At 72.8% G+C, this 13,773-nt stretch carries 13 protein-coding genes; 12 read left to right on the forward strand and 1 reads right to left on the reverse strand.

From position 1 onward, the window contains the following. The first annotated feature begins 93 nt into the window (after positions 1 to 93). The 3 genes from H283_RS0118750 (at position 94) to H283_RS0118760 (ending at position 3,030) form a co-directional block, all read left to right on the forward strand. Positions 94 to 834 (forward strand): hypothetical protein, encoded by a 741-nt coding sequence (locus H283_RS0118750; RefSeq protein WP_156023310.1) that lies wholly within the window; start codon positions 94 to 96, stop codon positions 832 to 834. Beyond that, positions 834 to 1,658: a maleylpyruvate isomerase N-terminal domain-containing protein gene (locus tag H283_RS0118755; protein WP_020145063.1), complete on the forward strand. Its 825-nt coding sequence runs from the start codon at positions 834 to 836 to the stop codon at positions 1,656 to 1,658. The genes H283_RS0118750 and H283_RS0118755 overlap by 1 nt, the downstream gene beginning before the upstream one ends. 85 nt (positions 1,659 to 1,743) lie before the next feature. Further along, positions 1,744 to 3,030, forward strand: a complete 1,287-nt coding sequence (locus tag H283_RS0118760; RefSeq protein ID WP_020145064.1) for a lactate 2-monooxygenase — start codon at positions 1,744 to 1,746, stop codon at positions 3,028 to 3,030. A 16-nt stretch (positions 3,031 to 3,046) separates the two neighbouring features. On the opposite strand, the gene H283_RS0118765 is transcribed toward H283_RS0118760, so the two are convergent. Further along, positions 3,047 to 4,111, reverse strand: a complete 1,065-nt coding sequence (locus H283_RS0118765) for a hypothetical protein (RefSeq protein WP_020145065.1) — start codon at positions 4,109 to 4,111, stop codon at positions 3,047 to 3,049. A gap of 126 nt (positions 4,112 to 4,237) precedes the next feature. Here H283_RS0118765 and H283_RS0118770 point away from each other — a divergent pair, with 126 nt between their 5' ends. From H283_RS0118770 to H283_RS0118815, 9 genes are all read left to right on the forward strand, one after another. After that, complete coding sequence (locus tag H283_RS0118770) at positions 4,238 to 4,990, forward strand: cyclopropane-fatty-acyl-phospholipid synthase family protein (protein ID WP_028785734.1); 753 nt, start codon at positions 4,238 to 4,240, stop codon at positions 4,988 to 4,990. Beyond that, a complete protein-coding gene (locus H283_RS0118775) occupies positions 4,987 to 5,472 on the forward strand; it encodes a nucleoside deaminase (RefSeq protein ID WP_020145067.1) in 486 nt (161 codons plus the stop codon). The genes H283_RS0118770 and H283_RS0118775 overlap by 4 nt, the downstream gene beginning before the upstream one ends. A gap of 229 nt (positions 5,473 to 5,701) precedes the next feature. Beyond that, positions 5,702 to 6,004, forward strand: coding sequence for a hypothetical protein (locus H283_RS27860; protein WP_020145068.1), 303 nt, complete (start codon positions 5,702 to 5,704; stop codon positions 6,002 to 6,004). Between the two features lie 296 nt (positions 6,005 to 6,300). After that, entirely contained in the window at positions 6,301 to 6,621 is a 321-nt protein-coding gene (locus tag H283_RS27865; RefSeq protein WP_020145069.1) for a hypothetical protein, read from the forward strand. Positions 6,622 to 6,886: 265 nt separating this feature from the next. After that, on the forward strand, positions 6,887 to 9,505 hold the full coding sequence (locus tag H283_RS25725) for an ATP-dependent Clp protease ATP-binding subunit (RefSeq protein ID WP_020145070.1): 2,619 nt from the start codon (positions 6,887 to 6,889) through the stop codon (positions 9,503 to 9,505). A gap of 164 nt (positions 9,506 to 9,669) precedes the next feature. After that, positions 9,670 to 10,596 carry an ABC transporter ATP-binding protein gene (locus H283_RS25730; RefSeq protein WP_231372324.1) on the forward strand — a complete coding sequence of 309 codons (927 nt, stop codon included), beginning with the start codon at positions 9,670 to 9,672 and terminating at the stop codon, positions 10,594 to 10,596. Beyond that, positions 10,593 to 11,924, forward strand: coding sequence for an FtsX-like permease family protein (locus H283_RS0118805; RefSeq protein WP_020145072.1), 1,332 nt, complete (start codon positions 10,593 to 10,595; stop codon positions 11,922 to 11,924). Before H283_RS25730 ends, H283_RS0118805 begins: the two co-directional genes overlap by 4 nt. Positions 11,925 to 11,946: 22 nt before the next feature. Continuing rightward, the gene (locus H283_RS0118810) at positions 11,947 to 13,206 is read left to right on the forward strand and encodes an LCP family protein (RefSeq protein ID WP_028785735.1); all 1,260 of its coding nucleotides are present in this window, start codon (positions 11,947 to 11,949) and stop codon (positions 13,204 to 13,206) included. Beyond that, a complete protein-coding gene (locus H283_RS0118815; protein ID WP_020145074.1) occupies positions 13,203 to 13,709 on the forward strand; it encodes an amino-acid N-acetyltransferase in 507 nt (168 codons plus the stop codon). Before H283_RS0118810 ends, H283_RS0118815 begins: the two co-directional genes overlap by 4 nt. The last annotated feature ends 64 nt before the right edge of the window (positions 13,710 to 13,773 follow it).

A 13,773-nucleotide genomic window follows, 5' to 3' on the forward strand; every position in this document is an offset into this window, starting at 1 on the left:
GGCGCCCGCCGGTCCCCTCCGCTCCTCCGGCACGCATGCGGCCCGCCCGGTCCCTCGGGCTCGTCCTCGGGCCCATGGGGCAGACTCGCTGCCATGGCTCGCCCGACCGCCACCCGACGACCCGTGCCCGCCGCCCTCGCCGCCGTGGCACTGCCTCTCGTGCTCGCCGCCTGCGGCCAGCCGACCGCGACGCCGTCTGCCGCCACCAGCCCGGTCGGCTCGGCCGGAACGGCAGGCGCCACCGGTGCCTCGACGAGCCCCGCCGCCGACGACCCGCCGCTCACCCCGCCGTCGAGCGTCGTGCCAGCCCGCGTGCACGCCACCGCAGCCGTCGCCGCCTACTTCCGTGGTCACGACCTCCGGGGGCTGACCCGCACGGACGACGAGTCGGTGACCGAGGCCGTCCTCACGTCGTGCCCCGCCGGGCCCACCGTGGCCCGGGACGCCGGCCCGACGGCATACGCCCGCTCCTGGGAAGGACCGGGAGGCGTCCGCGCCGACGTCGCCGCGATCACCTACCCCGACCTCGCGTCCGCGGCGCAGGCGGCCGAGCCGCTGCTCGCCGCGGCGCAGGCCTGTCGGGCACCCCGGCCGGCCAAGGGCATCACGACGACCGTCGCCAACCAACGCCGCGACGTGGCGGAGGGTATGCCGCTCGGCCGGGTCGACGTGACCCGGACCTCCCCGGACGAGACCCGCCACGACTACGTCGGCGTCGTGCAGGTGGGCAACGTGCTCGTGCGCCTCACCTACTCGTCCGTCGACGCGAAGGTCGCCACAGAGAAGGGGTCGACGGCGCTCGCGCTGCTGGCCCGGGACGTGCAGAGGCTCTGATGCCCACGATCGACGACGCCGCCCTCGCCGCGCCCGGACCGCTCGGCGTCACCCTCGACGACCTCGGCGAGGCCCTCGGGGGCGCCGCGACCGTGCTGCGCGCCAACGCGATGGCCGCCGGCCTCGACTCGCCCGTCCCGACGTGCCCCGACTGGACGGTGCTCGACCTCGTCGTCCACCAGGGCATGGTCCACCGCTGGGCCGCGAGCCACCTGCGCGGCGAGCCCGTCGAGCCACCGGAGCCGCTCGAGCGTGAGGGCCGCGAGTCCTCCGACCTGCTCGGCTGGTTCGACGACGGGGCGACGGCGCTGCTCCAGGCCATCGTCGATGCGCCGGACGACCTCGACGCGGTCGTGTTCCTCAAGGACGCGCCTGCCCCACGGCTCTTCTGGACGCGCCGGCAGTGCCACGAGACGACGGTCCACGCCGTCGACGCGCTCGGGGCCCGGCTCGGACGGCCCGCGCGCGCCGACGAGACGTGGATCCGGCCCGCCGTCGCGCTCGACGGCATCGACGAGCTGCTCGTCGGCTTCGTCACCCGCCGCAAGGAGGGAGCCTCACCCGGCGCTCCGACCCGGCTGCTCGTGCGCCCCGACGGCGCCGACGTCGCGTGGCTCGTCGACCTCGACACCGGCCGGCCGATCCGGACCAGCCGGGTCCGGTCGGGGTCCGGTGGTTCCGGCGGTGCCGACGCCGACCACGTCCTGACCGGCGACCCCGTCGACCTCTACCTGCGACTGTGGAGCCGCGGCGCTACCGAGCCGGCGGAGCCCGTCACGGAGCTCGAGCGCTGGTGGCGCGAGAACATCTCGATCTCGTGGTGACCCCCGGGTCGGCCGCGTAGCAGGATGGGCGCAGCACCCAGACCGCACCGTCGCGGACCGGGCTCCGGCGACCAGAGGAGCTCGTATGCCGCAGGAGGGCATCGGACGGACCGTCCAGTCGGCCATCTACCGGGCCGGCGCCTTCGGCCGCCGACCGGCGGTCCCGACCGACGGCACGCAGCTCGAGGCGGCGGCCCGCAAGGTTATGTCGAAACGCGGGTTCGCCTACGTCGCAGGCTCGGCCGGCTCCGAAGCGAGCGCCGACGCGAACGTCGCCGCCTTCTCCCGGTGGCGCGTCGTGCCCCGGATGCTCGTCGACACGACCGCACGCGACACGTCCGTCGAGCTGTTCGGCCGTCGACACGAGAGCCCCTTCCTCGTCGCCCCGGTCGGGGTCCTGTCGATGGCCGACGACGAGGCCGACCTCGCCGTCGCCCGCGGTGCCCGTGAGCAGCGCATCACCCAGATCCTCAGCACCCAGGCCTCGGTGCCGATGGAGGACGTCGCCCGCGCCCTCGCCGGCTCGGGGCACTGGTACCAGCTCTACTGGAGCAGCGACGACGACCTCGTCGAGAGCCTCGTCTCGCGCGCCGAGGCGTGCGGCAGCGACGCCCTCGTCGTCACGCTCGACACGGCATACCTCGGCTGGCGTCCACGCGACCTCGACCTCGGGCACCTGCCCTTCGCCCGCGGCGAGGGCATCGCGCAGTACACGTCGGACCCCGTCTTCCAGCGGCTCGTCCGCGAGCGGGTGGCGGCCGCCGCGCCGGTCGCCCGGCCGCGGCCCACACCGGCTGCGGTCGCGACGCTCGTCTCGATGAGCCGCAACCACCCGGGCGACACCCGGCACAACCTCACGGCACCCGAGCCGCGCGCCGCGGTCGAGACGTTCCTCGACGTCTTCAGCCGTCCGTCGCTGACGTGGGACGACCTGCCGCGGCTGCGGGCGATGACGAGCCTGCCGATCGTGCTCAAGGGGATCCTGCACCCCGACGACGCCCGACGCGCCGTGGACGCCGGGGTCGACGGCGTCTACGTCTCCAACCACGGGGGCCGGCAGGTCGACCGGTCGGTCGCCGCGCTCGACGCACTTCCCGGAGTCGTCGGGGCCGTGCGCGGTGCGGGGTCGGTTGCGCCGGTGATCTTCGACAGCGGGATCCGTTGCGGCGCGGACGCGTTCGTCGCGCTGGCCCTCGGCGCGTCGGCCGTCGGCATCGGGCGACCACACGTCTACGGGCTGGCTCTCGCCGGTGCCGACGGGGTGTCGGAGGTGCTGCGCAACCTGCGCGCCGAGCTCGACCTCCAGCTGGCGCTGACCGGGTGCACGTCCCTCGACGACCTCACCCCGGAGCGCCTCGTCCGGGTCGGGTGACCCGCCCGGACCGGCCCTAGAGCCGCACGCCGGAGTACGACGTCGCCGTGCGCACGTCGATGGTCGGCGCGGGGTCTCCCCCAACCTCCCACCACGTGTCCGTGGTCCCGCCGCCGGCCGTGCTCCAGCACGTGCCCACCTGGTTGCGCGGCGGGTTCGCGGCGAACGTGCAGACGGTGTAGACGCCCGGCGGCACGTGGATCGTGAAGGCGCCACCGTCGACCGCGGGGTCGGCCGCGGCACCGGCGATCAGCGCGTCCTCGGCGTCGAAGAGGTTCTGGCAGCACAGGGCGACGACCGTGGCGTTGCCACCCGACACGGTGCCGGTGATCGTGCGGCTGCCCACGACGACGTCGGCGCGGACGTAGCGGTCGGCGAAGCCGCCGACCGTCGACTCCGGGATGACCCAGTAGTGGACGGCTTCGGTGCTGCACCCCGTGCCGCCTCGCGAGCCGCACACCTGCGCGGGCAGTGCGGTGTCGACGAACGAGGTGGCGGAGCCGCTCAGCGTGACCACCGTGCCCCCGGTCGTCGTCGGCGCCACGTTGCGGATGAGGCGGACGGCCTTGAGGGGGCCGGTGGGGTTGCGCCACGAGAGACGGACCTGCGCCGCGCCGAGGTCGTAGGACGGCGGGGTCACCGAGGCGACGGCGCGGAGGTCCGCCACGACGTCGGGGCGCGTGACGACGGTGACGGTGCGTCGGGCCGAGTAGAGACCGTTCGCCCTGACCCAGACGGCGAACGTGTAGGCCACGTTCGGGGTGAGAGCCGGGGTGAGCGTCGTGCGTGCGGTGCGCCCGGTGACCGGGACGGCATACCCCGCCGTCGGGGACGCCGCCGGCGTGTAGCCACGCGTCAGGCGCACGACCCCGCCACCACCCGGGCTGTAGTACGCCGCCGGGACGGTGTAGCTGATCGTGATCCGGTGGGCCGTGCGCTCGGTGACGGTGATGCCCGAGACCGGCGGCGGGGGCGTCGCGGCCGACGAGGGCGTCGCCGGGACGAGCAGCGCCGCGAGCCCGACGAAGGCGGTCAGCGCGACGACGAGGCGTCTGCGGATGGTCGTTCCGGTCGTCGTCATCACGGCGCTCCCTGTGTCCCCTGTGGCGTGCGAACCGTCACATCATGGACCAGCCGGGGCCCGACGACGGGGTTCGGGGAGTGGAACTCGCTCGACGGCTCCGTCGCCGTCCCGGAGGATCGGGTCATGCCAGCCCTCGACCACCTGACCCGCGACGCCTACCCGAAGTCGAACGGCTACGACGCGAAGTGGCTCGTCGACCTCGACATGGGCCCGCATCCGCTGTGGCTGCTCGAGGACCTCGCCGCCGACCTCGACCTGCGTCCGGGCATGCGCGTGCTCGACCTCGGCTCCGGACTGGGCGCGACGTCGGTCTTCCTCGCACGGGAGTACGGCGTCAGCGTCGTGGCCGCCGACCTGTGGGTCGACCCCACCGAGGCCGCCGCGGTCTTCCGCAAGGAGGGCGTCGACGACCGCGTCCTCGCGACGCGGGTCGACGCGCACGCGCTCCCCTTCGGCCGGGGCTCGTTCGACGCCATCGTCAGCATCGACGCGTGGGAGTACTTCGGCACCGGCGACCACTACCCGCCCTACCTCGCGACCTTCCTCAAGCCGGGTGGCCAGCTCGGGGTCGCGACGCCCGCACTGACGACCGAGGTGCGCGAGCTCGGCGAGATCCCCGAGCACATCGACCGCGTCGTGGGCGCGGAGTCCGCGGCCTGGCACACGGCGGACTGGCTGCGCAGCCAGTGGGAGTTCAGCCGCGCCTTCACGACCGTCACGGCCCGCAACCAGCCGGACGCGTGCGCGAACTGGCTGCTGTGGGAGCGTGCCGTCATGGAGCTCAAGGGACAGCCCACGTCGCCGGTGCAGGGGATGCTGGAGGCCGACGGCGGCGCGTTCGTCACGTTCGCCCTCGTCACGGGGAGGGTCGCATGAGCCTCGACGCGACCGACCTCGAGCACCTGCGGCGAGCCGTGTCGCTCGCGCGGCTGGCGCTGGAGCGCGGCGACGAGCCGTTCGGCTCGGTCCTCGTCTCGGGCGACGGCCAGGTGCTCTTCGAGGACCACAACCACGTCATCGAGCTCGAGGAGACCCAGCACCCCGAGTTCGCCATCGCGCGGTGGGCCGGCGCCCACCTGACCGCGCCCGAGCGCGCGTCCGCGACCGTCTACACCTCGGGCGAGCACTGCCCCATGTGCTCGGCCGCGCACGCCTGGGTCGGCCTCGGCCGGATCGCGTATGCCGTGAGCTCGGCCCAGCTGACCACGTGGCGGTCGGCGTGGGGCTCGGCCCCGTCGCCGGTCGCGCCGCTGTCGATCCGCGACGTCGTGCCCGGCGCGGTCGTCGACGGGCCGGCCCCCGAGCTCGAGGCCGAGGTCCGCGACCTCCACGACCGCTTCGCCCACCGAAAAGCCTGACCCCGGCACGAGGCGTACGCCAACCCAGCCAAGGCGCAGCTCGCGCGCCGACCCCACCTTCGGGCGCCGCGGCCCTCAAACCGTCGGGGCGCGCACCTTTGCGGGCCGCGGCACCCAAACCGACGGGATCAGGCGCCAAACCCCGCACCCTCAGGCGCCGCGGCCCCCAAACCGACGGTGCTGTGGAGAGCGCGGGCAGGGGTCCTCGCCCTTGGGAGATGGTCGGGCCATGACCCTGAACGAGGGACGGCCGTTTCTTCGGTCCGAGGCGAGACACCTGTCGGACGGCCAGCTGCGCCGCAGCTACCGGGCGCTCTTCCACGGGGTCTACGTCCGACATCGAACCCCGGTGGGCGACCTCGAGCTCGCCGAGGCCGCATTGCTGGTCGCCGAGCCCGGAAGCTACGTCTCGCACCACACGGCTGCCCGGCTCCTGGGGGCAGCGGCGCCCGACCACCCCGACGTCCATGTGACCTCGCGTCGGTTGCGGGTCAAGGGAGCCGGGTTGACGGGGCACCGGGCGAAGGCTTAGCAGCAGGTGGTGCTGTGGCGAGGCATCCGGATGACGTCGCCGGTGCAGACGTTCCTGGACCTGGCCCACTGCCTGACCCTCGTCGACCTGGTCGTGCTGGGTGACTCCTTGGTGCGGCGCCGACGGACGACCCCGGATGAGCTCGTGTCGGCTACTCGTGCCCGTCGAGGGCCGTACTCCCGACTGGCCCGCCGAGCAGCGGCGCTCGTCCGCGCGGGTGTCGACTCACCGATGGAGACGCGCCTGCGGCTGCTCATCGTGCTCGCCGGACTGCCCGAGCCAGGGTCGACCACCGGGTGCACGACCACGACGGGACCCTGCTCCGGCGCTACGACCTCTCCTACCTCCCCTTCCGACTGATCATCGAGTACGACGGCAGGCAGCACGCGGAGTCGGACGAGCAGTGGCTCAGCGACATCGGTCGCGACGAGACACTCGACGACGAGCGGATCCGGCGGCTGGTCATCGTGTCCCACGACCTCTACGCGACGCCGGCGAAGACGCTCGCGCGGATCACGCGCGCCATGCGCCGGGCCGGCATGCCGTCCATTCGACTCCGCGACGAGTGGCGCCGACATTTCCCGAGCCGGCCCGGCGACCTCGCGATCCCGGCCTGACCGGACCGCGGCGACCCGCCCGACACGGGTGGGAAACGCGGGCGCAACAGTGCGGGCGGACACTGGACGGGTACGACACGGCATACGCAAGGATCACGACACGCCTCACGGCATCTGTCCGCTCACGGCGAACAGCGGCTGAACCTGAGCCGATCACGCTCAGGATGGGGAACAGGAGGGACACCACCGGCGTTGGTCGGGGTGTGCTCGTCCACAGCGGGCACGGATAGCATCGAGATGTCTCTCGATCAGTCAGGAGAAGAACATGTTCGAACGGTTCACCGACAGGGCCCGAAGGGTGGTTGTCCTCGCGCAGGAGGAAGCTCGCCTGCTCAACCACAACTACATCGGGACCGAGCACATCCTCCTGGGTCTGATCCACGAAGGCGAAGGCGTCGCCGCGAAGGCCCTCGAATCGCTCGACATCTCGCTCGAAGCGGTCCGGGCCCAGGTCCAGGAGATCATCGGCCAGGGGCAGCAGGCCCCGACCGGCCACATTCCCTTCACGCCCCGCGCGAAGAAGGTCCTCGAGTACTCGCTCCGCGAGGCGCTCCAGCTCGGCCACAGCTACATCGGCACCGAGCACATCCTGCTCGGCCTGATCCGCGAGGGCGAGGGCGTCGCCGCCCAGGTCCTCGTCAAGCTCGGCGCGGAGCTCAACAAGGTCCGCCAGCAGGTCATCCAGCTGCTCTCCGGCTACCAGGGTGGCCAGGGCGGCGAGAAGGCTGGCGCCGGCGTTGGCCAGAGCCAGGCCGAGGGAACGCCCGCGGGCTCCCTCGTGCTCGACCAGTTCGGTCGCAACCTCACGCAGGCTGCCCGCGAGGGCAAGCTCGACCCGGTCATCGGACGTGAGAAAGAGATCGAGCGGGTCATGCAGGTGCTGTCCCGCCGCACGAAGAACAACCCGGTCCTCATCGGCGAGCCCGGCGTCGGCAAGACCGCCGTCGTCGAGGGTCTCGCCCAGGACATCGTCAAGGGCGAGGTGCCCGAGACGCTCAAGGACAAGCAGCTCTACACCCTCGACCTCGGCTCGCTCGTGGCCGGCAGCCGCTACCGCGGTGACTTCGAGGAGCGGCTGAAGAAGGTCCTCAAGGAGATTCGCACCCGCGGCGACATCATCATCTTCATCGACGAGATCCACACGCTCGTCGGTGCGGGTGCCGCCGAGGGCGCCATCGACGCCGCGTCGATCCTCAAGCCGATGCTCGCCCGCGGTGAGCTGCAGACGATCGGTGCGACGACGCTCGACGAGTACCGCAAGCACATCGAGAAGGACTCGGCCCTCGAGCGGCGCTTCCAGCCGATCCAGGTGCAGGAGCCGACGCTGCCGCACGCCATCGAGATCCTCAAGGGTCTGCGTGACCGCTACGAGGCCCACCACCGCGTGACGATCACCGACGGTGCGCTCGTCGCGGCGGCCAACATGGCCGACCGCTACGTCAACGACCGCTTCCTGCCCGACAAGGCCATCGACCTCATCGACGAGGCGGGCGCGCGACTGCGCATCCGTCGGATGACGGCTCCGCCGGACCTGCGCGAGTTCGACGAGAAGATCGCCGCGCTCGTGCGCGAGAAGGAGTCGGCCATCGACGGCCAGGACTTCGAGCGCGCGGCTCGCGTCCGCGACGACGAGAAGCGCCTGCGCCAGGAGAAGGCCGCCCGTGAGGCCCAGTGGAAGTCGGGCGACATGGACGTCGTGGCCGAGGTCGACGAGGAGCTCATCGCCGAGGTCCTGGCTGCGAGCACCGGCATCCCGGTCTTCAAGCTGACCGAGGAGGAGTCGAGCCGACTGCTCCACATGGAGGACGAGCTGCACAAGCGAATCGTCGGCATGGACGACGCCGTCAAGGCGTTGTCCCAGGCGATCCGTCGCACCCGTGCCGGCCTGAAGGACCCGCGCCGTCCGGGTGGCTCGTTCATCTTCGCCGGCCCCACCGGTGTCGGTAAGACCGAGCTCGCCAAGACGCTCGCCGAGTTCCTCTTCGGCAGCGAGGACGCGCTGATCCAGCTCGACATGTCCGAGTACTCCGAGAAGCACACGGTGAGCCGCCTGTTCGGCTCGCCTCCCGGCTACGTCGGCTACGAGGAGGGCGGCCAGCTCACCGAGAAGGTGCGCCGCAAGCCGTTCTCCGTCGTGCTCTTCGACGAGGTCGAGAAGGCCCACCCGGAGATCTTCAACTCGCTGCTGCAGGTGCTCGAGGACGGCCGCCTCACCGACTCGCAGGGTCGGATGGTCGACTTCAAGAACACGGTCATCATCATGACGACCAACCTCGGCACGAGGGACATCTCCAAGGCCAACATGGGCTTCTCGGCCGGACCCGACAGCCGCTCGGACTACGAGCGGATGAAGGCGAAGGTCACCGACGAGCTCAAGCAGCACTTCCGGCCCGAGTTCCTCAACCGTGTCGACGACACGATCGTCTTCCCGCACCTGAGCCGCGACGAGATCATCCAGATCGTCGACCTCGAGATCGCCAAGCTCGACAAGCGGCTCAAGGACAAGGACATGGGCATGGAGCTCACGCAGGCCGCCAAGGACCTGCTCGCCAAGAAGGGCTACGACCCCGTGCTCGGTGCGCGCCCGCTGCGCCGCACCATCCAGCGCGAGATCGAGGACGCCCTGTCGGAGCGGATCCTGTTCGGGGACTTCGCGTCCGGCCAGTACGTCAAGGTCGACACCGAGGGTGAGGGCAAGGCGGAGAAGTTCACCTTCTCCGACATGGCCCACCCGGACGCGGCGCACCGTCCGGCCGACGACCTCCCGGAGCTTCCCGAGGGCGCTGCCCTCGACGAGGCGCTCGGGGTCAACATCACGGCCGGGCCGCCCGTGCCCGACGACCAGGTCTATCCCGACGCGGGGCTGACCGGCACGGAGCGCTGACCGCAGCGATCCGCCAGCACGGCCGAGGGGCCGGGGACATCACGTCCCCGGCCCTTCGTCGTACGCACCCGTCCCGGCCGTCATACCGGAGTCGTATGCCGTCCCGCCCGGGAGGCGACCACGGCCCGATGTGGGACCGTCCCCACTCCCGCGAGGGTGGGTCCATGAGCTACTACGACCCAGCCCGTATGCCGTGCGGCGCGCCCGAGCGCCCCGGCTCCCCGACCGTCGCCTCCCCCACCGTCGCCTCCCCGGTCAGCCCCACCGTCGCCTCCCCGGTCAGCCCCGCCGTCGGCCTCGTCGGCGCCCCGGCCCCCTCGCGTCCGTCACCGGCGGCGCCGGCCGACCCGACCCGCGACCTCGTCGCCCGGGATCTTGTCATGACCTACGGACGCTCCGGGGCCTCCGCCGGGCCGCCCGCTCTCGGCGGCGTCGACCTGACGATCCGCGCCGGGGAGAGCCTGGCCGTGATGGGGCCCTCCGGCTCGGGCAAGACGACGCTGCTGCACGTCCTCGCCGGAATCCTGCGACCCACCGGCGGCCAGGTGCTGTGGCGCGGCCGGGACATCGCCCGGATGTCGGACCGCGAGCGCACCGTGCTGCGCCGCGAGGACTTCGGCTTCGTCTTCCAGCAGGGCATGCTCCTGCCCGAGCTGCCGGCGATCGAGAACGTCGCCCTGCCGCTCATGCTCGGCGGGGTCAGGCGGTCCGAGGCGGCGGCGCGAGCGGCCACGCTCTTCCCCCCGCTCGGCCTCTCGGGCCTCGAGAAGCGCCGACCCGGCGAGCTCTCGGGCGGACAGGCGCAACGCGTCGCCATCGCGCGGGCGCTCGTGGCCCGGCCCGGTGTCGTCTTCGCCGACGAGCCGACCGGTGCGCTCGACCAGACGACGAGCGCCGAGGTGATGCACCACCTGACGCAGCTCGCGGCGCACACGGGCGCGTCGCTCGTCGTCGTGACCCACGACGAGAACGTCGCCCGCTGGTGCCACGGCGTCGTCCGGGTCCGCGACGGCCGCGTTGCGCCCGACGCCGTCGCCGACGACCGCGCCGCGGCCGGCCGGGTGCAGGCTGCTCCGGCGGCGACGCGATGAGGGCCGCGACCGAGCTCTGGTGGCGCCTGCGGCACGCGGGCGCGGCCGACAACAGGGTGCCCGGCATCCTCGCGGTGGTCTCGTTCGCCGTCGCGACGGCCGCCCTGCTCGTCTGCGTCGCCGGGCTGCGCGCGTTCGAGGCGCGCAACCCCCTGCCACCGGGCGGGCTCGAGGGCCACCTCAGCGACGAGGCGGCGCTCGGCAACCTCTACGTGACCCTCGCCTGGATCGCGACGACGTGCATGGTCATCCCGATCCTCACGCTCGGCGGTGTCGCGGCGCGTCTCGCGATCGCCCGCCGCGACCAGCGGCTGGCCGCGCTCCGTCTCGCCGGTGCGACGTCGGGACAGGTCACGCTCATGACGCTGGCCGAGGCTGCGGCCCAGGCCGTCGTCGGTGCGCTGACCGGCGTCGTGCTCTACCTCGCCGTCCTCCCTGTCGTGGCCCGGCTGAGCTTCCAGGGCCGCCCGTTCGAGCTGCGCGAGCTCGTGCTGCCGCTGGGGCAGACGCTGGCCGTCGTCGCGGCCGTCGTCGTCGTGGCGGTCGTGTCCGGCGCGTCGAGCCTCGCCCGGGTGGCGATCAGCCCGCTCGGCGTGGCTGCCCGCACTCGCCCGAAGCGTCTCAGCGTCCTGCGGGTGCTCGTCGCCCTGGCCGCCGGAGCTGCGTGGGTGCTCGTCATCACGCCGATGAAGGAGCCGCAGCGGATGACGATCGTGCTCGTGCTCGGCGCGATGATCCTCGCCGTCAACGCGGTCGGGCCGTGGGTCGTCATGGTGGCCGGCCGGGGCGCGGCCCGTCTCGCCCCGACCGCTGCGACGCTGCTGGCGGCCCGGCGCATCGCCGACGACCCGAAGAGCACGTGGCGCGCGGTCGGCGCCCTCGGCCTCGCCGTCGTCGTCGTGGGCTTCACGAGCCTTGCGCAGGTCGACGACCCGACGACGCCGCTCGAGCGCTACCTCGCCGACGACCTCGGCACGGGCGCGCTCGTCACCCTCGTCATCATCACCATCGTCGGCGCCACCTCGACGGGTGTCGTCCAGGCGGCCCGGGTGCTCGACCAGCGCGAGCAGTACCGCGCGCTGGCGCTGGCCGGCACGAGCGAGCGCTCGCTCCACCGGGCACGCGCGCTCGAGGTCGCGCTGCCGCTGTCGGTGACGATCGCGCTGTCCGCCGGCTTCGTGCTCGTGCTCATGCTGCCCTTCACGAGCGCCCTCGACAGCGGCCTCGTCGTGCGCTTCGTCGTGACCTCGGCCGTCGCCGGGGCGGTCGTCCTGGCCTCGGTCCTGGCCTCTCGGTCACTCGTACGGACGGCCTCCCGCGTCGCCTGAACCGGTCGTCTACGGTGGGGCGGTGACCTCCCAGCCCCGCCCCACCGACGTCCGCCAGCCGTCTGCGTTGCCCGCCGACACCCGTCGTCCGGCCCGCTCGCGACTGCTCGTGGTGGCGCGTGCCGGGGCCGTCTCGGTCGCTGCCGCGGTGGCCCTCGCCGGCTGCTCGACAGGCGCACCGGGCGGGACCGGCTCGGCGGTCGGAGCGTCCGCCACGGCCGACGGCGCCACGTCCGGGTCGAAGCCCTCCTCCTCAGGGGTTCGCGTGAGCGGGGCGCCGGCGCCCTTGGCTGCGCTGGTCTCGAGGCTGTATGCCGGGGGCGACCTCACGCATACGTCCTCCCACTCGGCCGCGGCCGCCCTCAAGACGCGCAAGGCCGCCCCCGGCCCGGTCACGGCCCGGGCCGAGGTCGGCTCGTGGTTGGGCACGCCCGTCGCCGTCGTCACCGCCGGCGACGACGTGACGCTCGCCGTCGGGCCGACGTGGAAGGTCGTCGGCGGCTGGTGGCCGTCGCTCGGGGTCGCGAAGCCGAGCCTCGGCGGCGGACCGCGCTGGGTGCTCGCCATCGGCTCCGACGCTCGCAAGGGCCAGCCGCTCGAGCGCACCCGCGCCGACGTGCTCCAGGTCATCGGCATCGACGGCCAGGGTGGCGGCGGCGTCATGGGAATGGCCCGCGACCTGTGGGTCCCGCTGGCGACCGGAGGCAAGGGCAAGATCAACTCGGCCATGGTGTTCGGCGGCCCCCGCGCGCAGGTGAGCACCGTCAGGTCCGTGACCGGTCTCCCCGTCGAGGGCTACGTCGTCCTCGGCTTCAGCGGGTTCAAGAAGATCGTCGACGACGAGGGGGGCATCCCGATCGTCATCCCCAAGACCGTCGTGGCCTCGCACGCCAAGAACCTCGTCATCAAGGCCGGCGCCCAGACCCTCTCCGGCGCCGAGGCCCTTGCCTACGCCCGCGAGCGCAAGACGTTGCCCGACGGGGACTTCGGCAGGTCGCGCCACCAGGGAGAGGTCATCCTGGCCGCCGCGGTCAAGGCGAAGCTCGCCGGCCCGATCGCCATCCCGTCGGCGCTGACGAGCTTCAGCGCGGTCGGTCGGAGCAACCTCTCGGCCGAGCAGATCCTCACCTTCGCCGCAGGCCTCCATCAGCTGAGCCCGCTGCGGGTCGGCCGAGGCGTCGCGCAGGGAGCCTTCGGGTGGGCGGGCCAGCAGTCGATCGTCGTGCTCGGCAGGCAGGCCCGCACCCTCTTCGCCGAGTTCCGCGACGGGAACCTCTCGTGAGCGGCGGCACCCCCGTCATCCGTCGGGCCCGCACCTCCGACGTCCGCGCCATCCGCGCCCTCGTGGCGCCGTTGGCCGAGCGTCGGGTGCTCGTCAGCAAGGAGGCGGTGACCTACTTCGAGAGCCTCCAGGAGTTCCGCGTCGCCGACCTCGACGGCCGCGTCGTCGGCTGCGGCGCCCTCCACGTCATGTGGGAGGACCTCGCCGAGATCCGCACGCTCGCGGTGGCCCCGGACCAGCTCGGCACCGGACTGGGCGGACGTCTGCTCGAGACGCTCGTCGAGGACGCGCGCGAGATCGGCGTCGAGCGGCTCTTCTGCCTGACCTTCGAGACCGACTTCTTCGTCCGGCACGGCTTCGAGGTCATCGAGGGCCAGGCCGTCCCGATGGATGTCTACGCCGAGCTGCTGCGCTCCTACGACGAGGGAGTGGCCGAGTTCCTCGACCTGGAGCGCGTCAAGCCCAACACCCTCGGCAACACCCGGATGCTCCGCACCCTCTGACCCCGGCTCGGATCTCCCCACCGTCGAAGGGCACCCGCCAGGCCCCGTTCGTCGGGCCTCTCGC

This window comes from Terracoccus sp. 273MFTsu3.1 (genome assembly GCF_000383675.1).
Taxonomy (GTDB): Bacteria; Actinomycetota; Actinomycetes; order Actinomycetales; family Dermatophilaceae; genus Terrabacter.

What these genes read in the sequence shown, in the direction of transcription:
- H283_RS0118750 (WP_156023310.1), top strand. Translation starts at nt 94, where the DNA reads ATGGCTCGCCCGACCGCCACCCGACGACCCGTGCCCGCCGCCCTCGCC.
- H283_RS25725 (WP_020145070.1), top strand. Translation starts at nt 6,887, where the DNA reads ATGTTCGAACGGTTCACCGACAGGGCCCGAAGGGTGGTTGTCCTCGCG.
- H283_RS0118755 (WP_020145063.1), top strand. Translation starts at nt 834, where the DNA reads ATGCCCACGATCGACGACGCCGCCCTCGCCGCGCCCGGACCGCTCGGC.
- H283_RS0118770 (WP_028785734.1), top strand. Translation starts at nt 4,238, where the DNA reads ATGCCAGCCCTCGACCACCTGACCCGCGACGCCTACCCGAAGTCGAAC.
- H283_RS0118805 (WP_020145072.1), top strand. Translation starts at nt 10,593, where the DNA reads ATGAGGGCCGCGACCGAGCTCTGGTGGCGCCTGCGGCACGCGGGCGCG.
- H283_RS25730 (WP_231372324.1), top strand. Translation starts at nt 9,670, where the DNA reads ATGAGCTACTACGACCCAGCCCGTATGCCGTGCGGCGCGCCCGAGCGC.
- H283_RS0118760 (WP_020145064.1), top strand. Translation starts at nt 1,744, where the DNA reads ATGCCGCAGGAGGGCATCGGACGGACCGTCCAGTCGGCCATCTACCGG.
- H283_RS0118765 (WP_020145065.1), bottom strand. Translation starts at nt 4,111, where the DNA reads ATGACGACGACCGGAACGACCATCCGCAGACGCCTCGTCGTCGCGCTG.
- H283_RS0118775 (WP_020145067.1), top strand. Translation starts at nt 4,987, where the DNA reads ATGAGCCTCGACGCGACCGACCTCGAGCACCTGCGGCGAGCCGTGTCG.
- H283_RS27860 (WP_020145068.1), top strand. Translation starts at nt 5,702, where the DNA reads ATGACCCTGAACGAGGGACGGCCGTTTCTTCGGTCCGAGGCGAGACAC.